Origin of the sequence: Streptomyces sp. NBC_01334 (genome assembly GCF_035983595.1) — a bacterium.
Classification (GTDB): Bacteria; Actinomycetota; Actinomycetes; order Streptomycetales; family Streptomycetaceae; genus Streptomyces; species Streptomyces coriariae.
Map to the genome: position 1 here is coordinate 7,215,256 of NZ_CP130718.1, position 21,049 is coordinate 7,236,304.

General features: G+C 68.8%; 10 protein-coding genes. 2 read left to right on the forward strand and 8 right to left on the reverse strand.

Going from position 1 to position 21,049, the window contains the following annotated elements; genetic code table 11:
* Window position 1 precedes the first annotated feature (1 nt).
* The 6 genes from OG736_RS32445 to OG736_RS32470 form a co-directional block, all read right to left on the reverse strand.
* Window positions 2-1,750 (reverse strand): AIPR family protein, encoded by a 1,749-nt coding sequence (locus OG736_RS32445; RefSeq protein WP_327185511.1) that lies wholly within the window; start codon window positions 1,748-1,750, stop codon window positions 2-4.
* Between the two features lie 40 nt (window positions 1,751-1,790).
* The gene (gene pglZ / locus OG736_RS32450; protein WP_327185512.1) at window positions 1,791-4,691 is read right to left on the reverse strand and encodes a BREX-2 system phosphatase PglZ; all 2,901 of its coding nucleotides are present in this window, start codon (window positions 4,689-4,691) and stop codon (window positions 1,791-1,793) included.
* Window positions 4,688-8,578 carry a BREX-2 system ATPase PglY gene (gene pglY / locus OG736_RS32455; protein WP_327185513.1) on the reverse strand — a complete coding sequence of 1,297 codons (3,891 nt, stop codon included), beginning with the start codon at window positions 8,576-8,578 and terminating at the stop codon, window positions 4,688-4,690. Before pglY ends, pglZ begins: the two co-directional genes overlap by 4 nt.
* 92 nt (window positions 8,579-8,670) lie before the next feature.
* A complete protein-coding gene (locus OG736_RS32460) occupies window positions 8,671-10,611 on the reverse strand; it encodes a DNA/RNA helicase domain-containing protein (RefSeq protein WP_327185514.1) in 1,941 nt (646 codons plus the stop codon).
* A 137-nt stretch (window positions 10,612-10,748) separates the two neighbouring features.
* A complete protein-coding gene (locus OG736_RS32465) occupies window positions 10,749-10,979 on the reverse strand; it encodes a hypothetical protein (RefSeq protein ID WP_327185515.1) in 231 nt (76 codons plus the stop codon).
* Window positions 10,976-11,206 carry a hypothetical protein gene (locus tag OG736_RS32470; protein WP_327185516.1) on the reverse strand — a complete coding sequence of 77 codons (231 nt, stop codon included), beginning with the start codon at window positions 11,204-11,206 and terminating at the stop codon, window positions 10,976-10,978. Before OG736_RS32470 ends, OG736_RS32465 begins: the two co-directional genes overlap by 4 nt.
* A gap of 208 nt (window positions 11,207-11,414) precedes the next feature.
* On the opposite strand from OG736_RS32470, the gene OG736_RS32475 reads away from it, so the two are divergent.
* Entirely contained in the window at window positions 11,415-12,257 is an 843-nt protein-coding gene (locus tag OG736_RS32475; RefSeq protein WP_327185517.1) for a helix-turn-helix domain-containing protein, read from the forward strand.
* A complete protein-coding gene (locus tag OG736_RS32480) occupies window positions 12,239-12,448 on the forward strand; it encodes a DUF397 domain-containing protein (protein WP_327185518.1) in 210 nt (69 codons plus the stop codon). The genes OG736_RS32475 and OG736_RS32480 overlap by 19 nt, the downstream gene beginning before the upstream one ends.
* A gap of 62 nt (window positions 12,449-12,510) precedes the next feature.
* Here OG736_RS32480 and pglX read toward each other — a convergent pair whose 3' ends face one another.
* Together pglX and pglW are read right to left on the reverse strand one after the other, a co-directional pair.
* Window positions 12,511-16,143 carry a BREX-2 system adenine-specific DNA-methyltransferase PglX gene (gene pglX / locus OG736_RS32485; RefSeq protein WP_327185519.1) on the reverse strand — a complete coding sequence of 1,211 codons (3,633 nt, stop codon included), beginning with the start codon at window positions 16,141-16,143 and terminating at the stop codon, window positions 12,511-12,513.
* The gene (pglW, locus tag OG736_RS32490; protein WP_327185520.1) at window positions 16,140-20,840 is read right to left on the reverse strand and encodes a BREX system serine/threonine kinase PglW; all 4,701 of its coding nucleotides are present in this window, start codon (window positions 20,838-20,840) and stop codon (window positions 16,140-16,142) included. The genes pglX and pglW overlap by 4 nt, the downstream gene beginning before the upstream one ends.
* Between the last annotated feature and the right edge of the window lie 209 nt (window positions 20,841-21,049).

The following is a 21,049-nucleotide window of genomic DNA, read 5'->3' on the forward strand; positions in this document are numbered from 1 at the left end:
GTCACCTGCGGCGGAGGCTGCCGTACCCGAGGTTGGCCGTGAGGTAGGTGACGAAGTCGCTGCTCTTCGCGGTCTTGTCGGGCCCCGATCGGCTCTCTCGCTGGAATGCGTCGAACTGCTCCTGGAGTGACGTCCACAGCGAATCGAGGCGCGTGGACGTCGGGAAGACGTCTTCCCGGGCGGCGTTGTTCAGCGCTTCGGGCTTGCTGAACACACGGCCCACGAGGTCTACGGCACCGAGCATGGCGAGGTGGAAGCGGAGGTTGGTGTGCAGGGAACGGACGGCGGGATCCGATATCGACTGCAGATACTCGTCGACCTGGCGTTGCACCCTGGCCAGCCATAGGTAGACAGGGAGTTCCGTCTTGTCGGAGAAGACGCGGCGGTAGTCGGAGTCCGATTTCAGCAGGCTCGACGGGCGGGCGCGGGCGTAGTCCGGCTGTCCCAGTGCCATGGCCATCACGGATTGCGCAAGCAGGGGGATGCTGACGATACGGTCGGTCGACTTGCCCTGGTTCCGATAGAAGTTCTTGCGCCGGTCGTAGAACCAGTCGTGCTCGAGGAAGTACGACTCGATCTGCCGCTGGATGTCGTCCGTCGCCCTGAGGGAGGCGACCGGCACGCTCGTCTGCCGGTTGGTGGCGCGGATGACCGAGTCACGGGCTGCCTGGTCCACCGTGACGAGGATGCGCACCTGCACCAGCCTGCCGAAGACGGCGTCCGTGGGATCGTCGGCATAGAGGTCGCTGAGCGTCTCGTGGAGCGTGTACGACGTCTGGAGACCGTTGACTATCTGCACGTCGGAGAGGCTGAGCCGCTTCCCGACCGAGGTCGCCTGCGAGCACACGATGGTGATGCCGTTGTTGAGCCACCAGAATTCGGGTGCCTCGGGGTTCTGGAGAGATGCTGTGATCTCCCGGTTCACTTCGACATTTCCCTGGTAGTCACGGACGTTCCAGTCGAAGATGTGCGACTTGATCGCCCCGGTCTCGTCGCTGAGGAAGTCGAGGTACTCGCCCAGCGAAACGAGGGCGATATGGCTCGTCCCGTGAGTGATGCTCTCCCGGTAGGGAAGCTCCAGGGTGTAGGAGGGCAGGGTGCTGGCCCGCTTCCAGAGCTCCGCGGGGCCCAGGAACTCGACCTCACCGGTGGAGACGGCGAAGGCGTTGGAGAACTGCGCCTCCATGATCTTGGCCTTCGCCTGGACCTTGGGATGCACCTCGCTCGCGTCGCCGCGCGTCACGTACGAGAACTTGATCAGGACGGTGGGATGTCGGCTGAGGAGCCGCAGCAGCGCTGTCCTGAACAACCTGAAGCGGGCGAGCAGGTCTTCGGTGTACAGGATCCCGACGGTGGCCTCGTCGACCTCCATGTCAAGAAGGTTCGCGCAGGTGGACGCCACCTTGTCGAGGGCCACCTCGGAAAACCCGGGGCTGGTCTTGGCCTGGACGAGCCAGAGCGTCAGCTGGGTCCCCTGCTCCACGTTCGAGACGGCGGAGGTCTGCTGAAGGATCTCGCTGTCCTCGTGCAGGAGCCGACCACCGAGGAAGACGTACACCCCGTCGATGCCACCGTCGTTCGCCCCACCGATCACACCGGCTTCGATCTCCTCTTCCGAGAGACCGAAGCCGTGCAACGCGTGTTCGCTGGCGAACCGCTCGAAGGCCGCGTCGAACGAGAGAGGGACGGCGCGGGTGTTGCGGCGCTCCTCGATCATCTGGTTGATCAACACACGGTCGTTGGCGCTCATGGCTCCCGGCTCATCGGTGGGCGACAGGGCTGATGGATCGTCAGACTAGGTCGAACTGCATGCGGAGCAAGGAGAGATCGAGGCGGACGGTCCGACCGTCCGGCAGCGTCTCCAGGACTTGCACTCCGTCGTAGTTGAGTAGTTGGCGCAGGATCGCCGCGAAACCGTCGGCGCGGGTGGTCGGGTAGGACACGCGCTGGGCGAGGGCCGTCACCGGCAGGGTGCCTCCGGCGTCGAGCAGGGCCCGGATCGCCCCTTCGACCTTGTCCATCGGCGGCTTGCGTGCGAGCAGGCCGATCTGGCCCTGGAACGCCTCCGAGGCGAAGAGGGCCGAGACGAGGGTGTCGTCGGGACCGACGACGGTGGCTGTCACGAGTGTCCCCTCGTCATCGGACGCCGGGACTACGGCGACTTCGAACAACGAGGCGTGCGTACGCGCCAGTTGGGCCTGAATCTTCGTCGGCTTCTGCCGCGTCGGACGCTTCGCGGTGGCCGCCGGCACGGGTGGGACGGTGGCGGGGCGGGGCGCGGGCTCGTCCAGCAGCCACCAGGTCGGCCGCTGATCCCCCAGCTCCCGCCAGGCCGGAGGCGCGGGCGCCCCGAAGGGCAGCAAGGCCAGCACGGGAATCGTGAACTCCGCCAGGGACGCCCCGCCGTGATATCCGGCCTTGCGGGCCGTGTACCGCGAATCGGCGTCCCACAGGGCGACGATGGAGCCTCCCGGCTGCGGCGCGACTACCCGGGTGCCGCGCAGTGCAACCTCGGCGGGGCCCGTGTCGCCGCCCGGGGCGCGGTGCCGTGCGGACAGCGGCGAGCCGGTGTCCACCTTCACCCCGTGCCGGTCGACGACATGCCCGTGGTCGCTGGTGACGACCACGGCCATTCCCTGCGAGGCGGCGATCCGCAGCAGGTCCGGAAGCCCCGGGATGTGCCCGGCCTGCCAGGCCCCGTCACCCAGCTTCTGTTCCTTGGCGAGCCGGTCGTCGATCGCGTTGAGGACTACCGCGACATGCGTACGGCCGTCCATCAGCGCTTCGGTGAGCGCGGGCCCGAACGTGTCCCCCGCGCTGTCGGCCCGCAGATCGTCCTTGTGGAACACAGCCGCCGGCGCCCCGCCCCAGAGCGGGAGCGCGGGGAACAGGTGCGCCTCGTCGTTCTGCGATCCCTGCGTCAGCCTGCCAGCGAACAGCGAAGTACGGCACACGGAGGTGAGGGTGGGGAGAGCCGCGGCCATGGCACGGCGTCGCGGAGGCTTTCCCTCCTCGATCACTGGGTCGAACTCGGCCCAGGAAGCACGCAGTTCCTCACCCATCTCGGTGGCGATGGCCGCGCTCATCCCGTCCAGGACGATCAGCAGCACGCGCCGGTCGGTGCCCCGCACCACCGGCTTCACCACCCGCTCCAGGAACGTCTCCACCGTCAGCATCCCGCCGGGATCGGTGCCCGCAGCGGTCCAGGTCGCGAGGACACCGACGAAGTCACGGTCGATCTCGTGCCGGCGTTCCCGTACGCGCTCGGCCAGTGCGTCATAGGCGGCCCTCAGCCGGTCGTCCGGGTCCCCGCCGGCCTCGATGTGCTCCAGGGCCCGGTCGACCCACGCGGTCTCGTCGACATGGCGCTTTATGGCCGCTCCGACATGAGACGCCTCCACAGCCGGTTCGGTGGCCAGCCACTGCACGAGCCGCTGCGCCATACGGGTCCGCTCGATCCGCGATTGGACCTCCGGTCCTTGAGCACGTCGGTGTTCGCTCAGGGAACGCACGGCCGTGTCGAGCGGTCCCGGCTCACCGGTTGCCAGGGCAGTCCCGACGGCGCTGAACCTGGCGTCGAGGCCTGCAGGCAGGAGGGGACTGGTCCTGGCTGCGGCTTCCGCACCGAACTGGCGGACCAGCGCCGAGGCACGCTCCAGCACCGTGTCGCTGGTCCGGCGGGCCTCGCGGGCTGCCTCCGAGTCCGCCGCACCGTCCCTGGCTGCTGAGGCGAGGAGCGTGCCGACGTAGTCCTCCGAGGACCGGCCGAAGGCGCCCGCGATGGCATCGAGCTGCTCGCCCCGCGCCGGGGGGCGTTCTCCGAACCAGCGCTCCGCGCGACCGCGTGCGGTGTAGACGGTCGCGTCCGGTTCGGCATGGCACCACAGTGCGGCACAGACGAGTCCGAAGGCCACCGCGTCCGGTCCGTGCTCGGCCTCGACCAGCGCCAGGAGTGCGCGGCCGGCCAGTCCGGCCCGGTCGTCCTCGCCGAGGAACTCCGCTAGGCCGCCGCGTTCGGGGCCGCGCAGCGCCAGGAAGCGCTCCGGGCGGCCTGGAAGCAGGGACCAGCCGAGCAGCGCGTGGGTGTCGAGCCGGTCGGCGGACGTGGTGTGGTCCTGACGGGCCGCCTCGTCCTCGTAGCTGCCGAGCCGCAGGCGTCGCAGCGCGAGCGCGGACAGTGCCGTGCCGCGCGACAGGATGCCGCCTCCCAGCCGGGGCCAGCCGCCCCTCGGCGGCGCGGCGTCCAGCAGGGCCTCCGCGGCCCACTTGTCGTCCCTGAGCCGCTGGTCGACCTGGTGTGCTCCGAAGGCGTCCCGCACCACGTCCCAGCTGTCCACCGTGTCGATGCGCTTCTTGTGGGCGCGGGCGAGGATGGCGGGGTCGAGCTCGTTCTGTTCGCGGTCGGTCAGGACGACGAGCAGGGTGGGGCCGGCCGCCGTGCCCGACAGATGGCCGAGCAGCAGCTCGTGCACGGCGAGCGGGGAGGGTGCCGCCGCGATCCGGGCCGACAGCCCGTCGCCCCAGGCGTGTTCGGCGGGTCCGTCCCACTGCGGCGACGAGCGCAGCAGCACGGCCCGCCGCTGGTCCTGGCCCGCGAGAGCGTCGGCGAGCGAACTCTGGGCCGACAGGTACTGGGTGATCGTCGCGAGGTTCAGCCGCACCGCCACCGTGCTGGTCGTCGCCGTGCTCATCCTTCGACGACCCGCCAGGTGATCTCCACGGCGGCACCGGGCTCGCGCGCCGCCAGCTCCGCGATCTCGGCATGGAGCTCGGCCACCGCCCTGGACGCGGTCGTCCGTCCGCCGCCGGAGCGCTTCACCCGTCCCGGGGTGGACGGGCCCGGGCTCGGCGTCTGCTCCGGAACCGACGGATGACTCGTCGGAGTGTCGAGCGGCACGTCACTGGGGCCCGGGGCCGGGGGAGCGGGCGGCGGAGCCGGCGTCGCGCGGTTGCGCTTCACGAGCGCCAGCACCTCGCGCTGCGTCCGGGCCAGTGCCTCCTTCAGGTCGTTGGTCCGCTGGTCGCTCTGTGCGGCGTTGCGGAGGGACTCCAGCAGCGCCTCTCCTTCCGGACCTTCCGAGGTGGCCAGGTCGAGCGTGGTCCAGGACGCCGAGTCCAGCGCCTGTGCCACCGCGCGGGCCTGCTTGACCGAGGTACCGAACCGATCCGCGCCCACCTCGCCGAAGTCGAAGGCGGCCAGAGCCTCGACGGTCTTCCGGGCTCCGGCTGCGCCCTGACCGGCCGAGCGGGTCAGCGCCTGGAGCAGCTCGACGGCCCGCCGCGCGAGGGCCAGACGCCCGGCCTCGGTGGTCTCGTCGAGCTTGAGGAAGCCGGAGTGCCGCTCCAGCTGGGTCACCAGCTCACGGGCCGCCTCCTGATGGGTGCCCGCCTGCTGGGCGATCTGCCGGGCCAGCTGGTTGACCATGCGGCCGCGCCGCAGCGTGGGGGCCGGTTCACCGAAGACCGCCGTGAACCGCTGCCGGGCGGCCGACCAGTCCTCCTCCGAGGGCAGCGGCTGGCTGCGCAGCGCGTCATGGTCCTTGATCTCGTTCAGCGCGGGCGCCGGGTCGAGCGGTGTGCCCGCGCGCACCCACACCCGGTCGTCCATCTCGGCGAACGAGGCCACCACGAGCCGGGCGAGGAAGCCCGGCAGGCCGCGCGATGTCGGACGGTCCGTCCAGTCGGTGAGGGTGATCAGGCTGAGGTCACCCGTCACACCCTGCCCGCTGGCGAGCTGCCGGAAGTGGTCCGCCCAGTACTGCGACAGCTCGAAGTACGCCTCCTTCTGCAGTCCCAGCCGAAGCGGAGTGGCCACCCGCCGCATCAGGTTCCGGTCGGGGGCGGGGACTTCGGCGCGTCCGTCGCGGGCTTCGGCGGCGGCCCGTACGTGCGTGAACACCTTCCTGGCGTCGGCAGGCTTGACGACGGTTCCGTTGCCCTCGGGGTCCAGGTTCGGGTGATCCGGGTACTGGCTCGCGAGGAGCTTGCCGGCGATGTGCCGGATACCGTCCCGCAGCGACTGGCCGAAGGACAGAGTCAGCCCCTCGACCTCGCGCAGCGACTCCAGGTGGTCACCGAAGCCGAGTTCCACGTCGGTGGCCTTCTTGTCCGCGAGGCCGTACGCCTGTTTGAAGGCCGCCTTCACGTTCTTGAGCAGCGATTCCCGCTGGGTCTCCAGAAGACCCTTGGCGCGGGCCCGGTTGTCGGGGCTCAGATGGCCCGCGTACTGGCCGTCGAACCGCTGGCTGTCGGAAAGGGCCTTGTCGATGACGACGAGGCGGCGGAAGTCGGCGTACCGCTGGCTGGAGAGGTGGGTGGGCAGCCAGGCGACGCTGCGCGACGGCTCGCCCTGCCGCTCACGCAGCCGCTGCATCCGGTTGGCGTCCTCGCGCGGCCCCCACTCGCTCTCGTCGAAGGGGAGGTCGATCACGATCCGCCAGTGCCCGTCCTGCTGGGGCATCAGGTCGTGGTCCGGCAGCGCGTCCTCGTCGGCGACATTGCCGAACACCACCTCGACACTGCGCTCCGTGCCCCGCCACGCGAACCGCAGCTCGTTGATCAACTGCGACTGGTCGATGGCGAGTTCCTCGACGAGGAGCCGCTTGGCGAGGGCCTCACGGTTGCCGGGGTTGTCGTTGACGTTGGCGTTGGCGATCACCGAGTCGACGTCGACGCCGGACAGTTCGAGCCGGACGCCCGGGTTGGCCTCGGTGCCGGTCTCCTTGATCTCGGGGAAGCGGCCCGCCCACTCGGCCACCTTGTTCTTCAGGATGCCGTACTCGCGGCCAGGGATCGGGGCGACCACCGAGCCGTAGTTGAGCGCCGACAGACGGCGGATGGTCAGGTCGGACAGGGCCGGGACACTCGGGGCGAGCGCCGACAGCAGCAGGGTGCCGACGATCCGGTTGTCCCCGGTGAACTGCTTGAGCCTGCCTCGCAGGTCCGGGTCGGTGATGCTGTCGGGCCGGTGGACGTACTGCTCGATGACCTCCTCCGACACGTTGTACGTGAGGATGAGGTACGGCCGCAGCTTGGTCCGGTACAGCTTGTCAGCCGCCTCGAAGACGACTTTCAGGCTGTCGGTGAAGGGCTTGTCGCCGCCCGCCGTGATCAGCGGATACAGGTCGCCGACCGGGATCAGGTCGCCCAGCCGCAGCTCGGCCCGGTGGTCGGCGAGCAGCTGCCCCATCAGCTTCATGCCGGTCCGGTTGCGCTGGAGCGCCGACGACACGTGTACGAGGGTGTCCATGAACGCCGGCGAGAACGGGTACGTCAGCCGGAAGCTCTGCTCGTCCGCGCCGACGCCGTCGGCACCCCGGTCGGAGCCCAGGAGGGTGTCCCACACCTCCTGGCGGATCCTGCGGGTCTTCTCGAACTCGGCGTTGACGAGGGCGGCGGACGCGTCGTCCTTGGGCTTGAGGAGGCGGGCATGCGCGACCTGGGGGAGGTTGCGGTCCTCCAGCGTGATCTTGTCGAACCGGCCCGAGGCCAGGTTGAGCGTGTCCTGGATGGAAGCCTCTGCCGCGCCCGACACCTCCTCGCCGACCAGCTCGCGCAGGTCGCGCTGACGGGCGATGAACGAGATCACCGGGACGGCACGGCGGGCGTCGCCGCCCTCCACGAAGTTCGTGATCTTGCCAGCTTCCCGGGCCACGAACTTCTGGTCGTGGATGAGGGTGGCGAGCCACAGGATCAGCTCGTCCATGAAGAGGATCAGCCCGTCGTAACCGAGCGCCTTGGCGTGCTCGGCGATCACGGACAGGCCGGCGTCGAGCGAGACGAACCCGTGCTCGTCCTCGGCGGCGTTCTTCGCGAAGCCCGGCAGCAGGTGCGTGCTGGCGTCCTGGACCAGCCGCGCCCGCAGCTCGGCCGGCGTCGACGGGCTGACCAGGTTGAGCGCCTGACCGCCCTCGTGTACCTCTTCGGCGGCGAGAGCGGTGTCGAGCAGCTGAGGCGTCCAGCCGAACGCCTCGCCCCACTCGTCCTCCTCGTCGGCCGAGCCGTCGCCGCCGTCCGCCGAGGTGAGACCGCCGATCACCGCCTGGTCGCCCAGACGGGACCGCATCGCCCGGATGTCCTCGAACAGGGCGTCCGTCCGGTACACCTGCGGCGTCGGAGCCTCGGGGTGCAGCTTCTTGACGTGACTGACGTACCCACCGAGGACCCGCTGCTCGAGGGCCTTCGCCCCGAGCATGTGGTACGGCACCAGCAGGAACCGCTTGCCCTCCGTGCCGAGCCAATCGTGCTTGGTGAGCACCGGGTCCAGGTCCGTCCGCCCACGGGCCGCCGGGGCCCCGCTCAGCAGGGCGTGCAGCACCGCCATGAAGTGCGACTTACCGGAACCGAACGACCCGTGCAGGTAGGCCGCCTTCGAAGTGTGCCCGTCGAGCGCGGACCGGATCAGCCCGAGCGCCTCGTCGAAGTTCTCCAGCAGCCGTTCCGTGACCACGTAGTCCCGCAGCGCGCGCTCGGCGCCTTCCGGGGTCGTCGCCTCCGAGAGCTGGAGGACGAAGTCCGACGTGGAGATGGACTCCTTGATGTCGATGACATCGCGGAGCAGGGGCGGCTGCTGGACCATGAACGATCACTCTCCGACGGGCGGCTGCGCGGGCTCATCCGATCGTATGGCGTACCACTGACAACGCATGACCACTTTTCGCACACGCGCGACTACGCGAGGACGGGCGCTTCCACCCCGGACACCGGATGCACGAGCGAGCGCAGCTTGTCGCGCGTCTCCGGGTCCGTCGAGTAGATGATCGTGCCGACCATGCCCCGGGTCAGCAGCACCTTGTAGGTGTTGCGGATCAGCCGGTCGATCTCGCTGTCCGGCGTCGTCTTCGTGAAGATCGGGTCCTTCGACGCCGACCGGTCCACGACCCAGCGGTCCGTACGCCACACCAGGTCCGGGCCGACGATCACGCCCGACCAGTCGTACTCGAAGCCCTGAGCGGTGTAGACGCACCCGACCTGGCCGAAACCGTCGGGGTCGGTGGCCCACAGGGGCGCGGGCGGCGCACCGAGCACGGACCGGTCGCCGTACACGTTCCAGGGCCGCGCCCACTGTCCGATGACGACGTCGGTGGGCAGCTCGGTCATGTCCGGGGTGACCTTGGTGGTCCACCTCCAGCAGTAGCCGGCCGACATCCGCGCGCCGTAGCCGTCCGCCCGGCGGGCGACGAGGAAGTCCTCCAGCTCTTGCGGGCTTTCGGCGGTCCGCAGCTCCAGCTTGCCGTCCGGCTCCCAAGAGCTGGGCGTGCCGCCCTCCAGCCCGAGCAGGTCGACGACCCACTTCTCGTACGCGTCACTGCCGCCGCACCGGAACTGGCCGTCCAGCTCCACCACCGTGCACTCGAGGCCCTGCGCGGCGGCGGCCCGCTGGATCTCCGCCTTCGTCCCCATCTCGCCGGGCCGCACCACCTGGTGCTGGTCGAGCAGGAACACCGGCACCCGGGCCGCGTCGATCAGCTCCGCCACCTGGGGGCGGCCGGTGCGGAGTTCCGCCTTGGTGTAGCGGTTGGCGGAGGTCTTGCGCAGCCGGTGGGCCTCGTCGCAGATCAGCACGTCGATGTCATTGGGCTCGGCGTCCATGAAGCTGTTGAAGTACATGAACAGCTTCTGCACGGCGGGCTTCCGCGCCCCGGCGACCTTGCGCATGGTCTTGGTGAACGACGCGGACCCGGTCGCGTGCAGAGCGGTCACCCCGCGCCGGTACAGCTCGCCGAGCAGCGACAGCGCGACGACGCTCTTGCCGGAGCCGGGACCGCCGGTCACCACGACGACCTGCTTGTGGTTGGACTGCTTCGCCCTGCGTACGGCGGACATCACCTTCTCGTAGGCGACCCGCTGCTCCGCGAGGAGGACGAACTGCTCGCGGTCGCGGATCTCCGCCGCCGCGACGGCCATCAGCTGCTTGGACGGCCGGATCCTGCCGCTCAGCAGTACGTCCGCGGCCTCCGCGCCGGGCTTGGCAGCGAGCCGCGAGCGCAGGAAGTCCAGGAAGGCGCCGCGCTGTTCGCCGGTGTACATCCGGCCGTGCTGGTCCTCCTCGACGCCCCGCAGGCCCGCGATGCGGGCTTCGTTGGCGTTGTGGAGGAACGCCACTCCGGCGAGGGCCTTCGGCATCCGCTCCAGCGCGCCGTTGAACGACAGCAGGTACTCGCAGTAGCCCCGGACCTGCTCGATCGGGTTGAGCACAGCGTTCGGGTAGGCGTCGATCCGGCACAGCAGCGGCTCGTCCTCCTCCGGGTAGGCCGCGCTCCACTGCTTCAGTTCGACGATGACGTACGACGGTTCGCCCGTGGTCGGGTGCACGCCCGCGAGGACGGCGTCCGCGCGCTTGCTGGTGAGGGGCAGGCTGTACTCGATGAGTACCTCGACGTCGCCGAGCCCGGCATCCATGAGGGCGTTGACGAGAGCCGGGAGGCTGCGTTCCCAGGATCGTCGTTCCGACTGCCCGGCGTTGCGGCCGTGCAGGTGACGGAAGTTCTCGGTCAGATGCAGCGCCAGCGACCCTTCGAGGATGCGGGCGGCCACGGACGCCGCGGACTCACGGAACAGCAAGGAGATGCCCCCAGGCAGCACGAAGAAGACTCGTGCGGGTGGGGGCATGTCCTTCGTGGTCCGCCGTGCGCTCTCGCGAGGCGGATCAGGAAGCCCGTCGGGCCGCTGAGATTGGTTCTCGTCATCCTAGGTGAGGGTGTTGATCACGCGGGAGGGGTTCGGTATGAGTCGGCCAGGGCGGGCTGTCACCGGGGTTGTCTGCTGCGGGCGTTCGCTTCGGCGACGAGGGCGCTGAGCAGTTCGGCCGGGGCGAGGGTGCGGAGGTGGTCGGGGTCGGCGTCCCATTCGCGGCCACCGGCGAGCGGGCGGAGCTGGACGTACGGGCCCACGTGGTCCATGACCCGTCCGACGCGGTCGCGAACGGTGTCGTGGACGGCCTCGCCGACGGCGGGGATCCCGTCGGCGTCCTCCGTCACCCTGCGATCCCCTTCAGGATCACGTCCGCGAGCAGGAGAGCGACCGGGGCTGAGCACGCCCCGAGGTGGACGAGGGCGTACTGGGCTTCGGCCTTGCGGTCATCGGCCCAGGGGGTGCGGATGTCCATCGCGGGGAGCTGGATGCCGGCCTGGGTGAGGGCGGTGGCGAGGGCGTCGCGGGCGTCGAGGGCTTCTTGGGTCTTGGGAGTATGAGGTGTGGGGGTCATATGGGTCCTCGTCGGTGCGGGTGGCTGGGTGGGTTCCGCTGATTCCACGACGGACTGCGTTGGGTGAATTACGCTGCGTAGTCCGGTCGTTACGAGGATGCGCCCGGGTGTGGGCGACCGGGTTGTGGGCGGGGTGGTGGTTCCCCGTGGCGCGGAGGTGGTTCCACACGTTCCACATCGGTCTCGCGAACGTCCCGGAGGGAGCGGTATGCCGCAACGACGCGTCGTCACCGGCCGCAGCCAGGAACCCCGTCAGCGGTTCGCCGAGGAGTTGCGGATGCTGCGGGCTGGGAGCGGGACGAGCCTGCGGGCGCTCGGTGAGCGGTTGGGCTGGGACTACTCGTTGTTCGGCAAGATGGAGAAGGGCGAGACGCTCGGCAGCCCCGAAGTCGTCCAGGCCCTCGACACGCACTACGGGACGCCGGGGCTGTTGCTGGCGTTGTGGGAGCTTGCTGCCGGGGACCATACGCAGTTCCGGGAGCGGTACCGGCGGTACATGGCGCTGGAGGCGGAGGCGGTGAGCCTGTGGCACTTCGCGGTGAGCGTGTTGCCGGGGTTGTTGCAGACGCCGGGGTATGCGCGGGAGGTGCTGGCGGCGGGCGGGATCAAGGGCAAGGAGCTTGAGCAGCAGGTCGAGGCTCGGATGGGGCGGCGGGAGTTGTTGGAGGGGGAGGACGCGCCGGCGTTCCGGACGATCCTGTCGGAGGCGGTGCTGCGGACGCCGTTGCGGGATGTGGGGGAGTGGCGGGCACAGCTTGAGTACCTCGGGGAAGCTGCGGAGCGTCCGAATGTGACGGTCCATGTGCTGCTTCAGAGCGCAGGACTGCACGGTCTCATGAGCGCCGATATGTGGTACCTGCTTCTTCCGGAGGGCAGGACCGTGGCGTATACCGAGAATGGATATCACGGCGAACTGATCGAGGAAGCAAGCCCGGTTGTGCGTTTGCAGAAGACATACGATGCGGTGCGCGATCTGGCACTCACCCCTGTCGAGTCGCGCAAGTTCATCCTGCGGATGTTGGAGGAAGTAACGTGCGATCCATCGACCTGACTGCCGCCTCCTGGCGCAAGAGCAGCTACAGCAACCAGGACGGTGGGGCGTGCGTCGAGGTCTCCGACGACTTCGCCGCCACCGTCCCGGTACGGGACAGCAAGGTTTCGCACGGCCCTGTGCTTGTGTTCCCGGCTACCGGTTGGGCCTACTTCGTCTCGGCGATTAGGGGCGGGCAGTTGGGGGACTGACCAGGCAACGCAACGGCCCCGCGATCAGTTCGGATCGCGGGGCCGTTGGCGTCACTGGCGGGCTACTTCTTGGTGGTACGGCGTCCTCTGACCGCGGCGGCCGGGCGCCAGGCGCGCAGGTCGTCGTCGGTGAGGCCGTGCTTGGCCTGCTCCATCTGCCGGTCACCCTCGAAGAACTTGGCGGGGGTCGGGGCGAAGAGAGGGTCGGGCTCGTTGTGCCACTGGTTCAGCCAGGGCTGGAGTTCCAGCAGCCCGGCGAGGAGCGGGGTGACCTCTTCGGTGGTCAGGCCCTCGTGGGTGGCGATGTACGTGTCGAGCGCGATCGCCTGCTCCCTGTGGTCCCAGCCTGCCCAGCCGTACAGATCGGGCGTGGCCACGTTGGCCCGCGCGTACGAGATGAACCGCTCCTTGGGCACATCCAGCTTGCCGCGCGCCCGCCAGTAGGAGGGGCGCAGGAAGTCGGCGGAGGTGTACTTCGGCGGTACGGGGATGCTGTCCCGGATCTTCCGCTTGGCCGGCTCGTCCGGAGCGGCGTCCTCCTGGCGCTGAAGATCCCAGACGTTCTCCCAGTCCGCGCGCTTCTTGAGAGCGGCGGGCTTGTAGCGCAAGGCGGGGAGGAACGGAACGTGCTCGTTGGTCATCAACTCGGTAACGACGGCGGGCAGTTCCTTGTGGGGTGCGTAGATCTTGGCGACTGAGACGAAGTCTTCGTCACGGGAGAGGTTGTCGGTGAGGCGAGAGAGCGTGACGAGGGCGGCCATCCCGTTCTCGTCGAACCAGTGGGCGCGGTCCTCGATCCGGTCGAGCAGCCAGCTCCGGAGTGCCTTTTCCTGGAGTGAGTCCCACCCCTCGGTGGTCCAACGCCGCTTGTACTCGGGCCGTTCAATCATGCCAATGGCTTGGGACGACTCGATGGCGTCGATCCGCTTCTGGACAACCTCGCGGTATGGGGCGGGCCAGTGAACGGGGATCTCGGTGATGGGGGTGGAACCGTGCCGCTTGAACCATTCGTCACTGGCCTCGCCTACGGCGACTTGACGAGCTAGGACGATTTCGAAGGCGCGCTCACCGAGAGCCAGTTCGGGAATATCGGGGGAGTCGGGGTCTTCGGAGACGCGTAGGTCTTCGGGATGCAGGTCGTAGAGAGAGTAGACCTGCCAGTCCAGTTCTTCTTGAAGCGTAATCATTCGAGCGCGAACAGAGCGCCAAATTGCTTGCGCTTGGCGGAGGGCTGGCGCGGTAGGGCTGGTTTCCCTCGCCAGTAGGGATGGGGTCGTGGCAGAGAGTTGTTGGCCGTGGGCGTACAGGGAGGTCGCGAGGCGGGTGGGGGATTCAAGAGGTAGAGGAAGCTCCTGGAGCTTTGTTCCCGTGAACTCGTAGAATCGCTCCCAATCTGTACTAGTGAAGCCGCCGCCCTCGCCTCGGATTCCCTTGTCGTGACTAACCATCTTGAGCCACAATCCAGCGGTTGCGCTGTTTAGGACCCCAAGCAGTCCCAGGTATTCCTTCTCGTCCGCACCTTTTCGGAGCTTGATCACGGGGGCATGTTGGTTGTATGTCATTCCGGAGGTGCTGAAGTTTGCGCGCATATGCGTGGCGACATGGCTAAAGGAGATCATCTCCGGTGTGGAGTAGCGGTCGGCGACCCATCGGTACCAAGACCACCAGGGGATCTCCGCTGCAAAGCGCGTCTTGCCTGAGAAGTCTGTCAGGTGTCCCATGATTTGCCTGTAAAGCCACAAGTGCCGCCCCCAGTGGGCCTCTGAATCCAGAGGAATGAGTTCTCCGGATTCGCGGTAGGGGGCGATCGCAATTTCTGCGGGGGTAGCAGTCCAGTCGCGGATATCTTCCCCAGTGATCATCGGACGCAAAAGGTGATCAGGGGTTGCGAAGCGGCGATGCCAATCGCGTGGCAGATAGAAAGCATCATCCGTGCCGGAAAAACTCGCAAAACCGATATCGCGAGATAGTTTAGCCGAAAGGCGCTCTGCGGCAGCTTGTTGGATCACTTCGTTGATCTCAAGCCCTCCAGCAGCCAGGTTCCATGGTTGGGTGCTGAAATATTGAGTGCGATCCATGTCGTCAACCGAGACCCACTGGCTCACACTTCCGGGCTGATCGACTTGGCTCACGATGGCAACCCAAACGTGCCCACACTCTGCATTCTCAGGTGCGGATGGTTCTCCCTGTACGCCTCGCACTGTTCGGATGGTTGACGCACGCCTTTTCCCTCCCCGCCGCTTTCCGACGAGGATGATGGTTGGTGTCCCGTGCCCTGGAATGTAGGCCCCGGAGGTGTCAATGACTTCAGTCAGTTCCACCTCGTGCCCGAAATACGTCTCAATCAGCCGAGTACCGAACTCCCTCTTCATGAAAGAGTTTGCGGTAATCTGCCCCACCGTGCCGAATCCGTGCCCACTGTCTGCGTCCCCCGTCTTCGCCAACTCAAAGAACCGCTGAGCAAAGGGAACTGACAGTGCATACTTTCCCACGCAAGCGTCGTACAGCCCTCGATAAAGCTCGTTAAGCTTCTTGTCTTTCACCGTGATATATGGCGGATTCCCCACCACCACGTGATACCGTCCCGGCCGCAAAATATCCGGGTGCTCATGCACATCCTCAGTCTCATACTTGAAGTCGGCCAGCTCATCAGCCCCCTCCTCCTCCAAGTCGTCAAACAGGTTCCCCTGCTTGTGCCGGTGCTTGATGAGCGAGTCACCCACCGCCAGATGGATCGGCCACTCGTACTTAGCGGCCTCCCCCAGGGTGTGCACCCCACTCGCAGCCATAGCCGCCACCAGCAACCGGAACCGAGCGATAGCCACCGCGAACGGGTTCAGGTCCACCCCGTGCACCGAGTCCAGCGCCTCCCGCACCCGCTCGTGCACGTCCTTGCCCGGCCGACCCTCCCCCCACAGCCGAACCAACCGCCGAAACGCCCCCAGCACAAAGTGCCCCGACCCACACGTAGGGTCGATCATCTTTAGGCCCTCGTACCCGAACTCCCGCACCGCCGGATCCATGGTCCGGTCGAGGATGAACTCCTCCACGAACTCCGGCGTTTGAAGCAGCGCGTACGTCTTCCGGGCGGCCTCGCTCAGGTCCTGATACAGGTCACCCAGGAACCGTGTGTCCCAGCCCTGCGTCCCGTCCCCGTCCTCCTCCAGCGGGTCCGTGAAGTCGTGGACGAGAACACCGTCGTCATCCCGCCCCCGCCAGAAGTCCACCAACTCCCGCGCACCGTCATGCGACAGCGGGATCTGGAACAGCGGGTTGTGCTGCCGGTCGAACAGCAGCCGCCCCGCCTGCCCTGCCCCCAGCTCCTCGAACGCCTGCTCAAGCCAACCTCGGTAGGTCGGGTCGTCCGACCGCGCGACGTACTCCTCGAACCGAGCCAGCGCCAGATCCCGCCGATCGCCCTCCGGTGCCGTCAGGTACGGCTCCGGGATCAGGCCGTTGTCCTCGCAGAACCGCACGAAGACAGTCCCCAGCACCCACGCCACCGCGACCTGCGTGACCCGCTCGTCCAGCCAGGAGTTCCAGGTGGCGGCCGTACGGCCCAGCTTGCGCGCACGGTCGTACTCGGCGCGGAGTTTCTCGCCCTCCGCCACCACCTTGACCTGCTTGCCGAGGTCGGTCTCGACCGCCTTGACCTGCTGCTTCAGGTCTTCCAACAGAGCCTTGCGGTCGATCACTTGTCGTCCCCCTCGTTGCCGTTCACGTGCACGCCCACGACACTCACGTCCGTCACCCCGGACAGGTAGTCCTTCTTCACCCACGAATCCGGCAGGTCTATCCATTCGCCCAGGCCGGCCTGGTACGCCACCGCCGTGTGCCCCAGCTTCGGCTCACGCCCCGGGTCCGCCTGCGGCACCAGCAGCCACAGCCCGCGTCCGCCCTGCCTCGCCGCCTCCGCGAGCCGGTCGAGGACGCCCATCCCGTCGTACCGGGCGAACACGGCCACCTCGGTCAGCAGCACCGGGCCCGAACCGGCCCCCGGGGCCAACAGCTCCCGCACCTGCGGCTCCACCGTGCCCCACGCGGTCCGCGCGTACTCGGTGAACTTCAGCGCGCCCCGCGAGCCGGGCTCCGCCACGTCCGCCTTCAGCAGCGTCTCCCACGTCGGCTTCGTGCCCGGAGGGACCAGGGCGTGCATCGACTGCAGGAAGAGTTCGGTCACGGAGACCGCCTGTGCGCCGATGCGGTGGCCCGCCAGCCGCCGTACCGCCTCGACCGTACGGGCGTGGTGCACGGTCAGGACCCGGTAGCCGTCCTTTCGGGCCGAGGCCAGCAGCCGTTCGTCCGTGCGGACCCCGCCTGCCACGAGCGGGTCGTCGGAGTAGCGCGTCACCGCGCCGGCCTGCGTCGACTGGCGCCAGTTCCCGCCCGTCAGATAGCTGGACGCGCTGTCCATCCGCGTCGGCAGATAGCGGAGCGTCCTGGTGTCCTCGCGCGTCGACAGAGTCAGATCGAAGCCTGCGTCGCGCAGCGCCTTGGTCAGTGGGCCGCCGGTCGGCAGCTCGTGGGTGCTCGTGTCCCGGGCGTCCCTGATGACCAGCTCCGGGAAGCGGGCCCGTACCCGCTCGTGGACGTCCTCGCCCGTCAGGCCGGGCTGCCGGGCCTCCGGTACGCCCGGGATCAGCCGTACCAGGCCGGCCTGGGTGAGGCGCAGGGCCCGTACCAGGGGCAGGTCGCGCGGGTAGATCTCCAGGCGGGGCGTGGCAGCCGCGTTGACGGACGCGGCGGCGGCCAGTTCGACCAGTCGCCGTTCGTCCCAGTCCACGACACCGGGAGGGGGGGTCAGCGCGCCCAGCTCGCTCAGGACCGTCGTAGCGGTCGGCAGAGTCTCCAGGCGGGTCAGCCGGTCTGCCGTCCTGCCCAGACGGGTGGCGTAGTCCAGCAGACCCGGAGCCGTCGGGGTGTCCGGGGCGTCGATCTCCCGTACGTCCAGCGCGAGCAGGCCCGCCGCCAGGACGTCCTCCGTGGCCTTGCGGTTGGCCTGGTGCTGGAACTCCGCCTCCTCCGGCTGGAGTTGCTCCACCTCCACGACCGCCCGCACCGCGGCCAGAGCCAGCGCGCGCCGCTGCTCGCGTCCCGCCAGCTGCGTACCGCGCCGTACGGCGAGGGCATCGGCGATCTCCACGGCGGAGGCGACCCGGCCGAGGCTCACGAGCAGGCCGACGATCTCGTCCCGCAACGCCTGGACCGCCGGATGCTTCTTCCAGCGCTTGCGCTCCTCCTTCAGCATCTGCGGGATGCGCCCGGCGGAGAGGCCGAGCGCCTCGGCCACGTCCTTCTGCTTGGGCCAGACGCCGATGCCGGGCAGCTCGCCGCGTTCGTCCGGCAGGCGCAGCAACAGCCGTACCATCTCGACCTTGTTGCTGTTGGAGCGGTTGTTGTTCAGCTCCGGGACGAAGAGCGTGGCGAGGAGGTCGAGGCTGACCGACCGCAACGCGGACTCGCTCAGACCCGCCGCTCCCTCGCCCACGGCCAGGGCTCCGGCGACCGCCGACTCGGTGGCGGTGAGCTGGGCGAGTTCTTCCTTCGCCTCGGCGCGGCCCTTGGGGGTGAGCGGGGAGAGCGGTGCCTCGCGCAGCAGCCTGCCCCACTGGCGCTGGCGGCGCTGCACCTCGGTGCGGGTCTTCGTGCCGAGACCGGGGGCGTTGAGCAGCTTGCTGCGGCTGTAGTCGAGGAGACCGCCCACGGTGGTGATCTCGAGGCTGTAGAGGAAGGCCTCTGCCGCCGGGGTGAGGCCGGCGGCGGACAGGTGGGTGTCCCGGGTGACCGCCGCCGCCAGGCGTTCACGCTGCTCGTCGGCGGTGAGCGGCTCGGCGTCCGCGATCGTCGCCGCGCGCTCGCCCGTTACAGGCTCCTGCGGGGCGGGTTCCGGGTGGCGGGAGCGGTGGCTGGACGGCACCGTCTGCGAGGCGTCCAGGAAGATCTTCTTCCAGGCGTCCCGCATCGGCTTCAGCTCGGCGAAGCGCTTTGCCGCGTCCCGGTGGAGCGCCTTGCGGAAGAAGGCGACCAGACCGTCCCGTACGGCGGGCTCGAAGGCGTCGGCCTGGACGGTCGGGTACGGGAACTCCTTCGGGTCCGTCATCCGGGGCGGGACCGAGCCGTCGCCCCACCTGGGCAGCTCGCGCGAGGCCATCTGGTGCAGGGTGACCGCGATGGCGTACCGCTCGGCGTGCGAGTCGTACGCGGTGCGGGTCAGCGTGCCGATGAAGGGGTCGAGGTAGCCGTCGGTGCCGGCCTCGTAGTCCTTCGCCGGGTAGCCCGCCAGGGAGAAGTCGATGAGGACCAGCTCGCGGGTGCGGTTGGGGCGGATGCGGATGGCGATGTTGTCCGGCTTGATGTCGCGGTGCCAGACGCTCTCGCCCTCCAGGAAGTCCACGGCCCCGAACAGATAGTCGCCGTAAGCCTCCAGCTGGTCCATCTTCAACCGGCCGTGCTCGCGCAGCTGACGCGCGACCGTCTCCTCACGCGTGCGGGTGCGGGTGCGCGTACCGGTGTTGGAGTCGGTGGTCTCGGTGCCCTGGTCGGTGGCTTCGCGCTCGTCGCCCACGTACTCCAGGGCGAGGACCGTACGGGGCCCGATGCGCAGGGGTTCCGGTTCGACGAGCCGGATCACCCGGGAGTCGGGGCGCAGCCGGTTCATCACCTCGGCCTCGTGGACCAGCACCTGGCCCCTGCTGTCCGAGAGGGCCACCTTCAGGACGGCCAGCGGCCGGGTCTTGCGCGCTTCGGCCTGGAGGTCGCGGACGAGGAAGGCCCGGCTGGTGGAGCCGGTGCCGAGGCGGCGGCGGACTTCCCAGCGCCCGCCGAGGACGTCACCTGCCACCGCTTCGAGGGGGTCCTTCTCGGGGTCCTCGGCCGGTTCCGGGTCGGGTGCCGAGGTCGGGGCGGTGAGGGTGTCCTCGACGATCTCCAGCATCTCCAGGAACTCGTCCACCGAGGACAGGCGCTGTCCGGGCCGGTAGGCGGTCGCCGCCTGGACGAGGAAGTCGATGTCCTCGGAGAGGTCGTCGACCAGCGAGCTGGGGCGCAGACCCTCGCCCGCCTCCAGCCGTGCCAACAGCTCGGCCTGGCTCGCGGCCGGGGCCTTGCCCGTGACCAGGAGATACGTGAGAACGCCGAGGCCGTACACGTCGAGGTAGACCGGGTCGGCCTTGAGGGCGGTCAGCTCGGGGGCGAAGTAGGGGTCGGAGCCCTCCGCCAGGTGCATCGCCGAGAGCGCGGTGGGCGCGAAGCGGGTCATGCCCTGCCCGCTGTCGCCGTCCGTGCCGGAGGCACGCTGGGTGGCGATCTGCCAGTCGGAGATCTCCAGACGGGGGGTGAGCCAGGCGGCGTCCTCACCGACCGTCTGCCCGCGCCGACCCCGGTCGCGGGGGATGACGTGCACGGCACGGGCGGCCAGCGCCCGGTGGTGGATGCGGGCGGAGTGCGCGGAACGCATCGTCTCGGCGAGCTGGCGGACCAGCGCCATCCGGCCGAGTATGTCGAGGCTCCTGCCGTGCTGGAGCAGGTATTCGTCCAGGCGGAGCGTGCGCGGGTCGTAGTCGAAGATCAGGGCGGGGCCCGCGGTGTGCCCGGACGGGTAGTACTGCTTGAGCTGGACGACGCCCGGGTGCTTGAACCGCTGGAGCACGGCGGCTTCACGACGGGCCGCGTTCTCGACCGAACGACGGATCGAGGCGTCCGATCCGCGCTCGCTGAGGTAGACGCGGACGCGGGCGACCTCGGGCAGCTCGCTGTGGCTCGCCTTGTAGTCGGCCCAGGTCGGGCCCGAGTCGAAGGACTTCCGGTCCAGCTGGTACGGGCCGACCTTGTACTCGGCGTCACTGCGCCGGATGCCGATCCGTTCGAGGGTGGTCCTGATCTCGCGGGATTCGACGGCCGTGATGCGGCGCCGCTCGTCGCGCGGCGGCTGCTTCAGCATGGTGACCAGCTCGTCGACGGTGTGGACGCCGTTCTGGTCGTGAGCGGGCAGACGGACACGCAGGCCGCCGTCGGTGAAGCAGACGGCCTCGCCGACCCACACCCGCCGGCCGTTCTGGCCGAGCAGGCCGGCCAGCTCCTTCGCCTTTTTGTTGACGAGGTGGAGCGGGTTGCCGTGCGGGCGACGATGGCCACCAGGGGTGGTCTGCACCCAGGTGCCGTTCTCACTGGTCACGGAGCCGTGCCAGTCCTTGAGCTCGATCATGTAGACGCCCCCGGGGGCGACGACGAGGAGATCGACCTCGCGGACGTGGCCGGTATGGGCGGTGAACGTGAAGTTCGACCACGCCCGCCAGGGATCGGCGTCCGGCAGCTTCTCCCGGATGGCTTCCAGGCCACGGTGTTCATGGTCGAACTCGGACTCGGTGACCGTGGTCCACCGGCCTTGCCGCATGCGCTGTCCCCGCCTCTTGGTTCCGTCCCCAGTCACTGTCCGTTCGTGGCCTTACGTGCCGTTTCCGCCACGTCACGGACCTGGTGAATCCTAGCCTCGGCCTACGACAGCGGGTAAGCCGTGCGTCGGTCCGCAGCCGACGGCCCTGGGGCGCGTGCGGGGGACACAGCAACAAAAGAACAACGTCAGTGCTCCAATGCGCCACCACT

Excerpts from the sequence above, each read along its gene's own strand:
- OG736_RS32445 (WP_327185511.1), bottom strand. The coding sequence starts at position 1,750 with ATGAGCGCCAACGACCGTGTGTTGATCAACCAGATGATCGAGGAGCGC.
- pglZ (WP_327185512.1), bottom strand. The coding sequence starts at position 4,691 with ATGAGCACGGCGACGACCAGCACGGTGGCGGTGCGGCTGAACCTCGCG.
- pglY (WP_327185513.1), bottom strand. The coding sequence starts at position 8,578 with ATGGTCCAGCAGCCGCCCCTGCTCCGCGATGTCATCGACATCAAGGAG.
- OG736_RS32460 (WP_327185514.1), bottom strand. The coding sequence starts at position 10,611 with ATGCCCCCACCCGCACGAGTCTTCTTCGTGCTGCCTGGGGGCATCTCC.
- OG736_RS32470 (WP_327185516.1), bottom strand. The coding sequence starts at position 11,206 with ATGACCCCCACACCTCATACTCCCAAGACCCAAGAAGCCCTCGACGCC.
- OG736_RS32475 (WP_327185517.1), top strand. The coding sequence starts at position 11,415 with ATGCCGCAACGACGCGTCGTCACCGGCCGCAGCCAGGAACCCCGTCAG.
- pglW (WP_327185520.1), bottom strand. The coding sequence starts at position 20,840 with ATGCGGCAAGGCCGGTGGACCACGGTCACCGAGTCCGAGTTCGACCAT.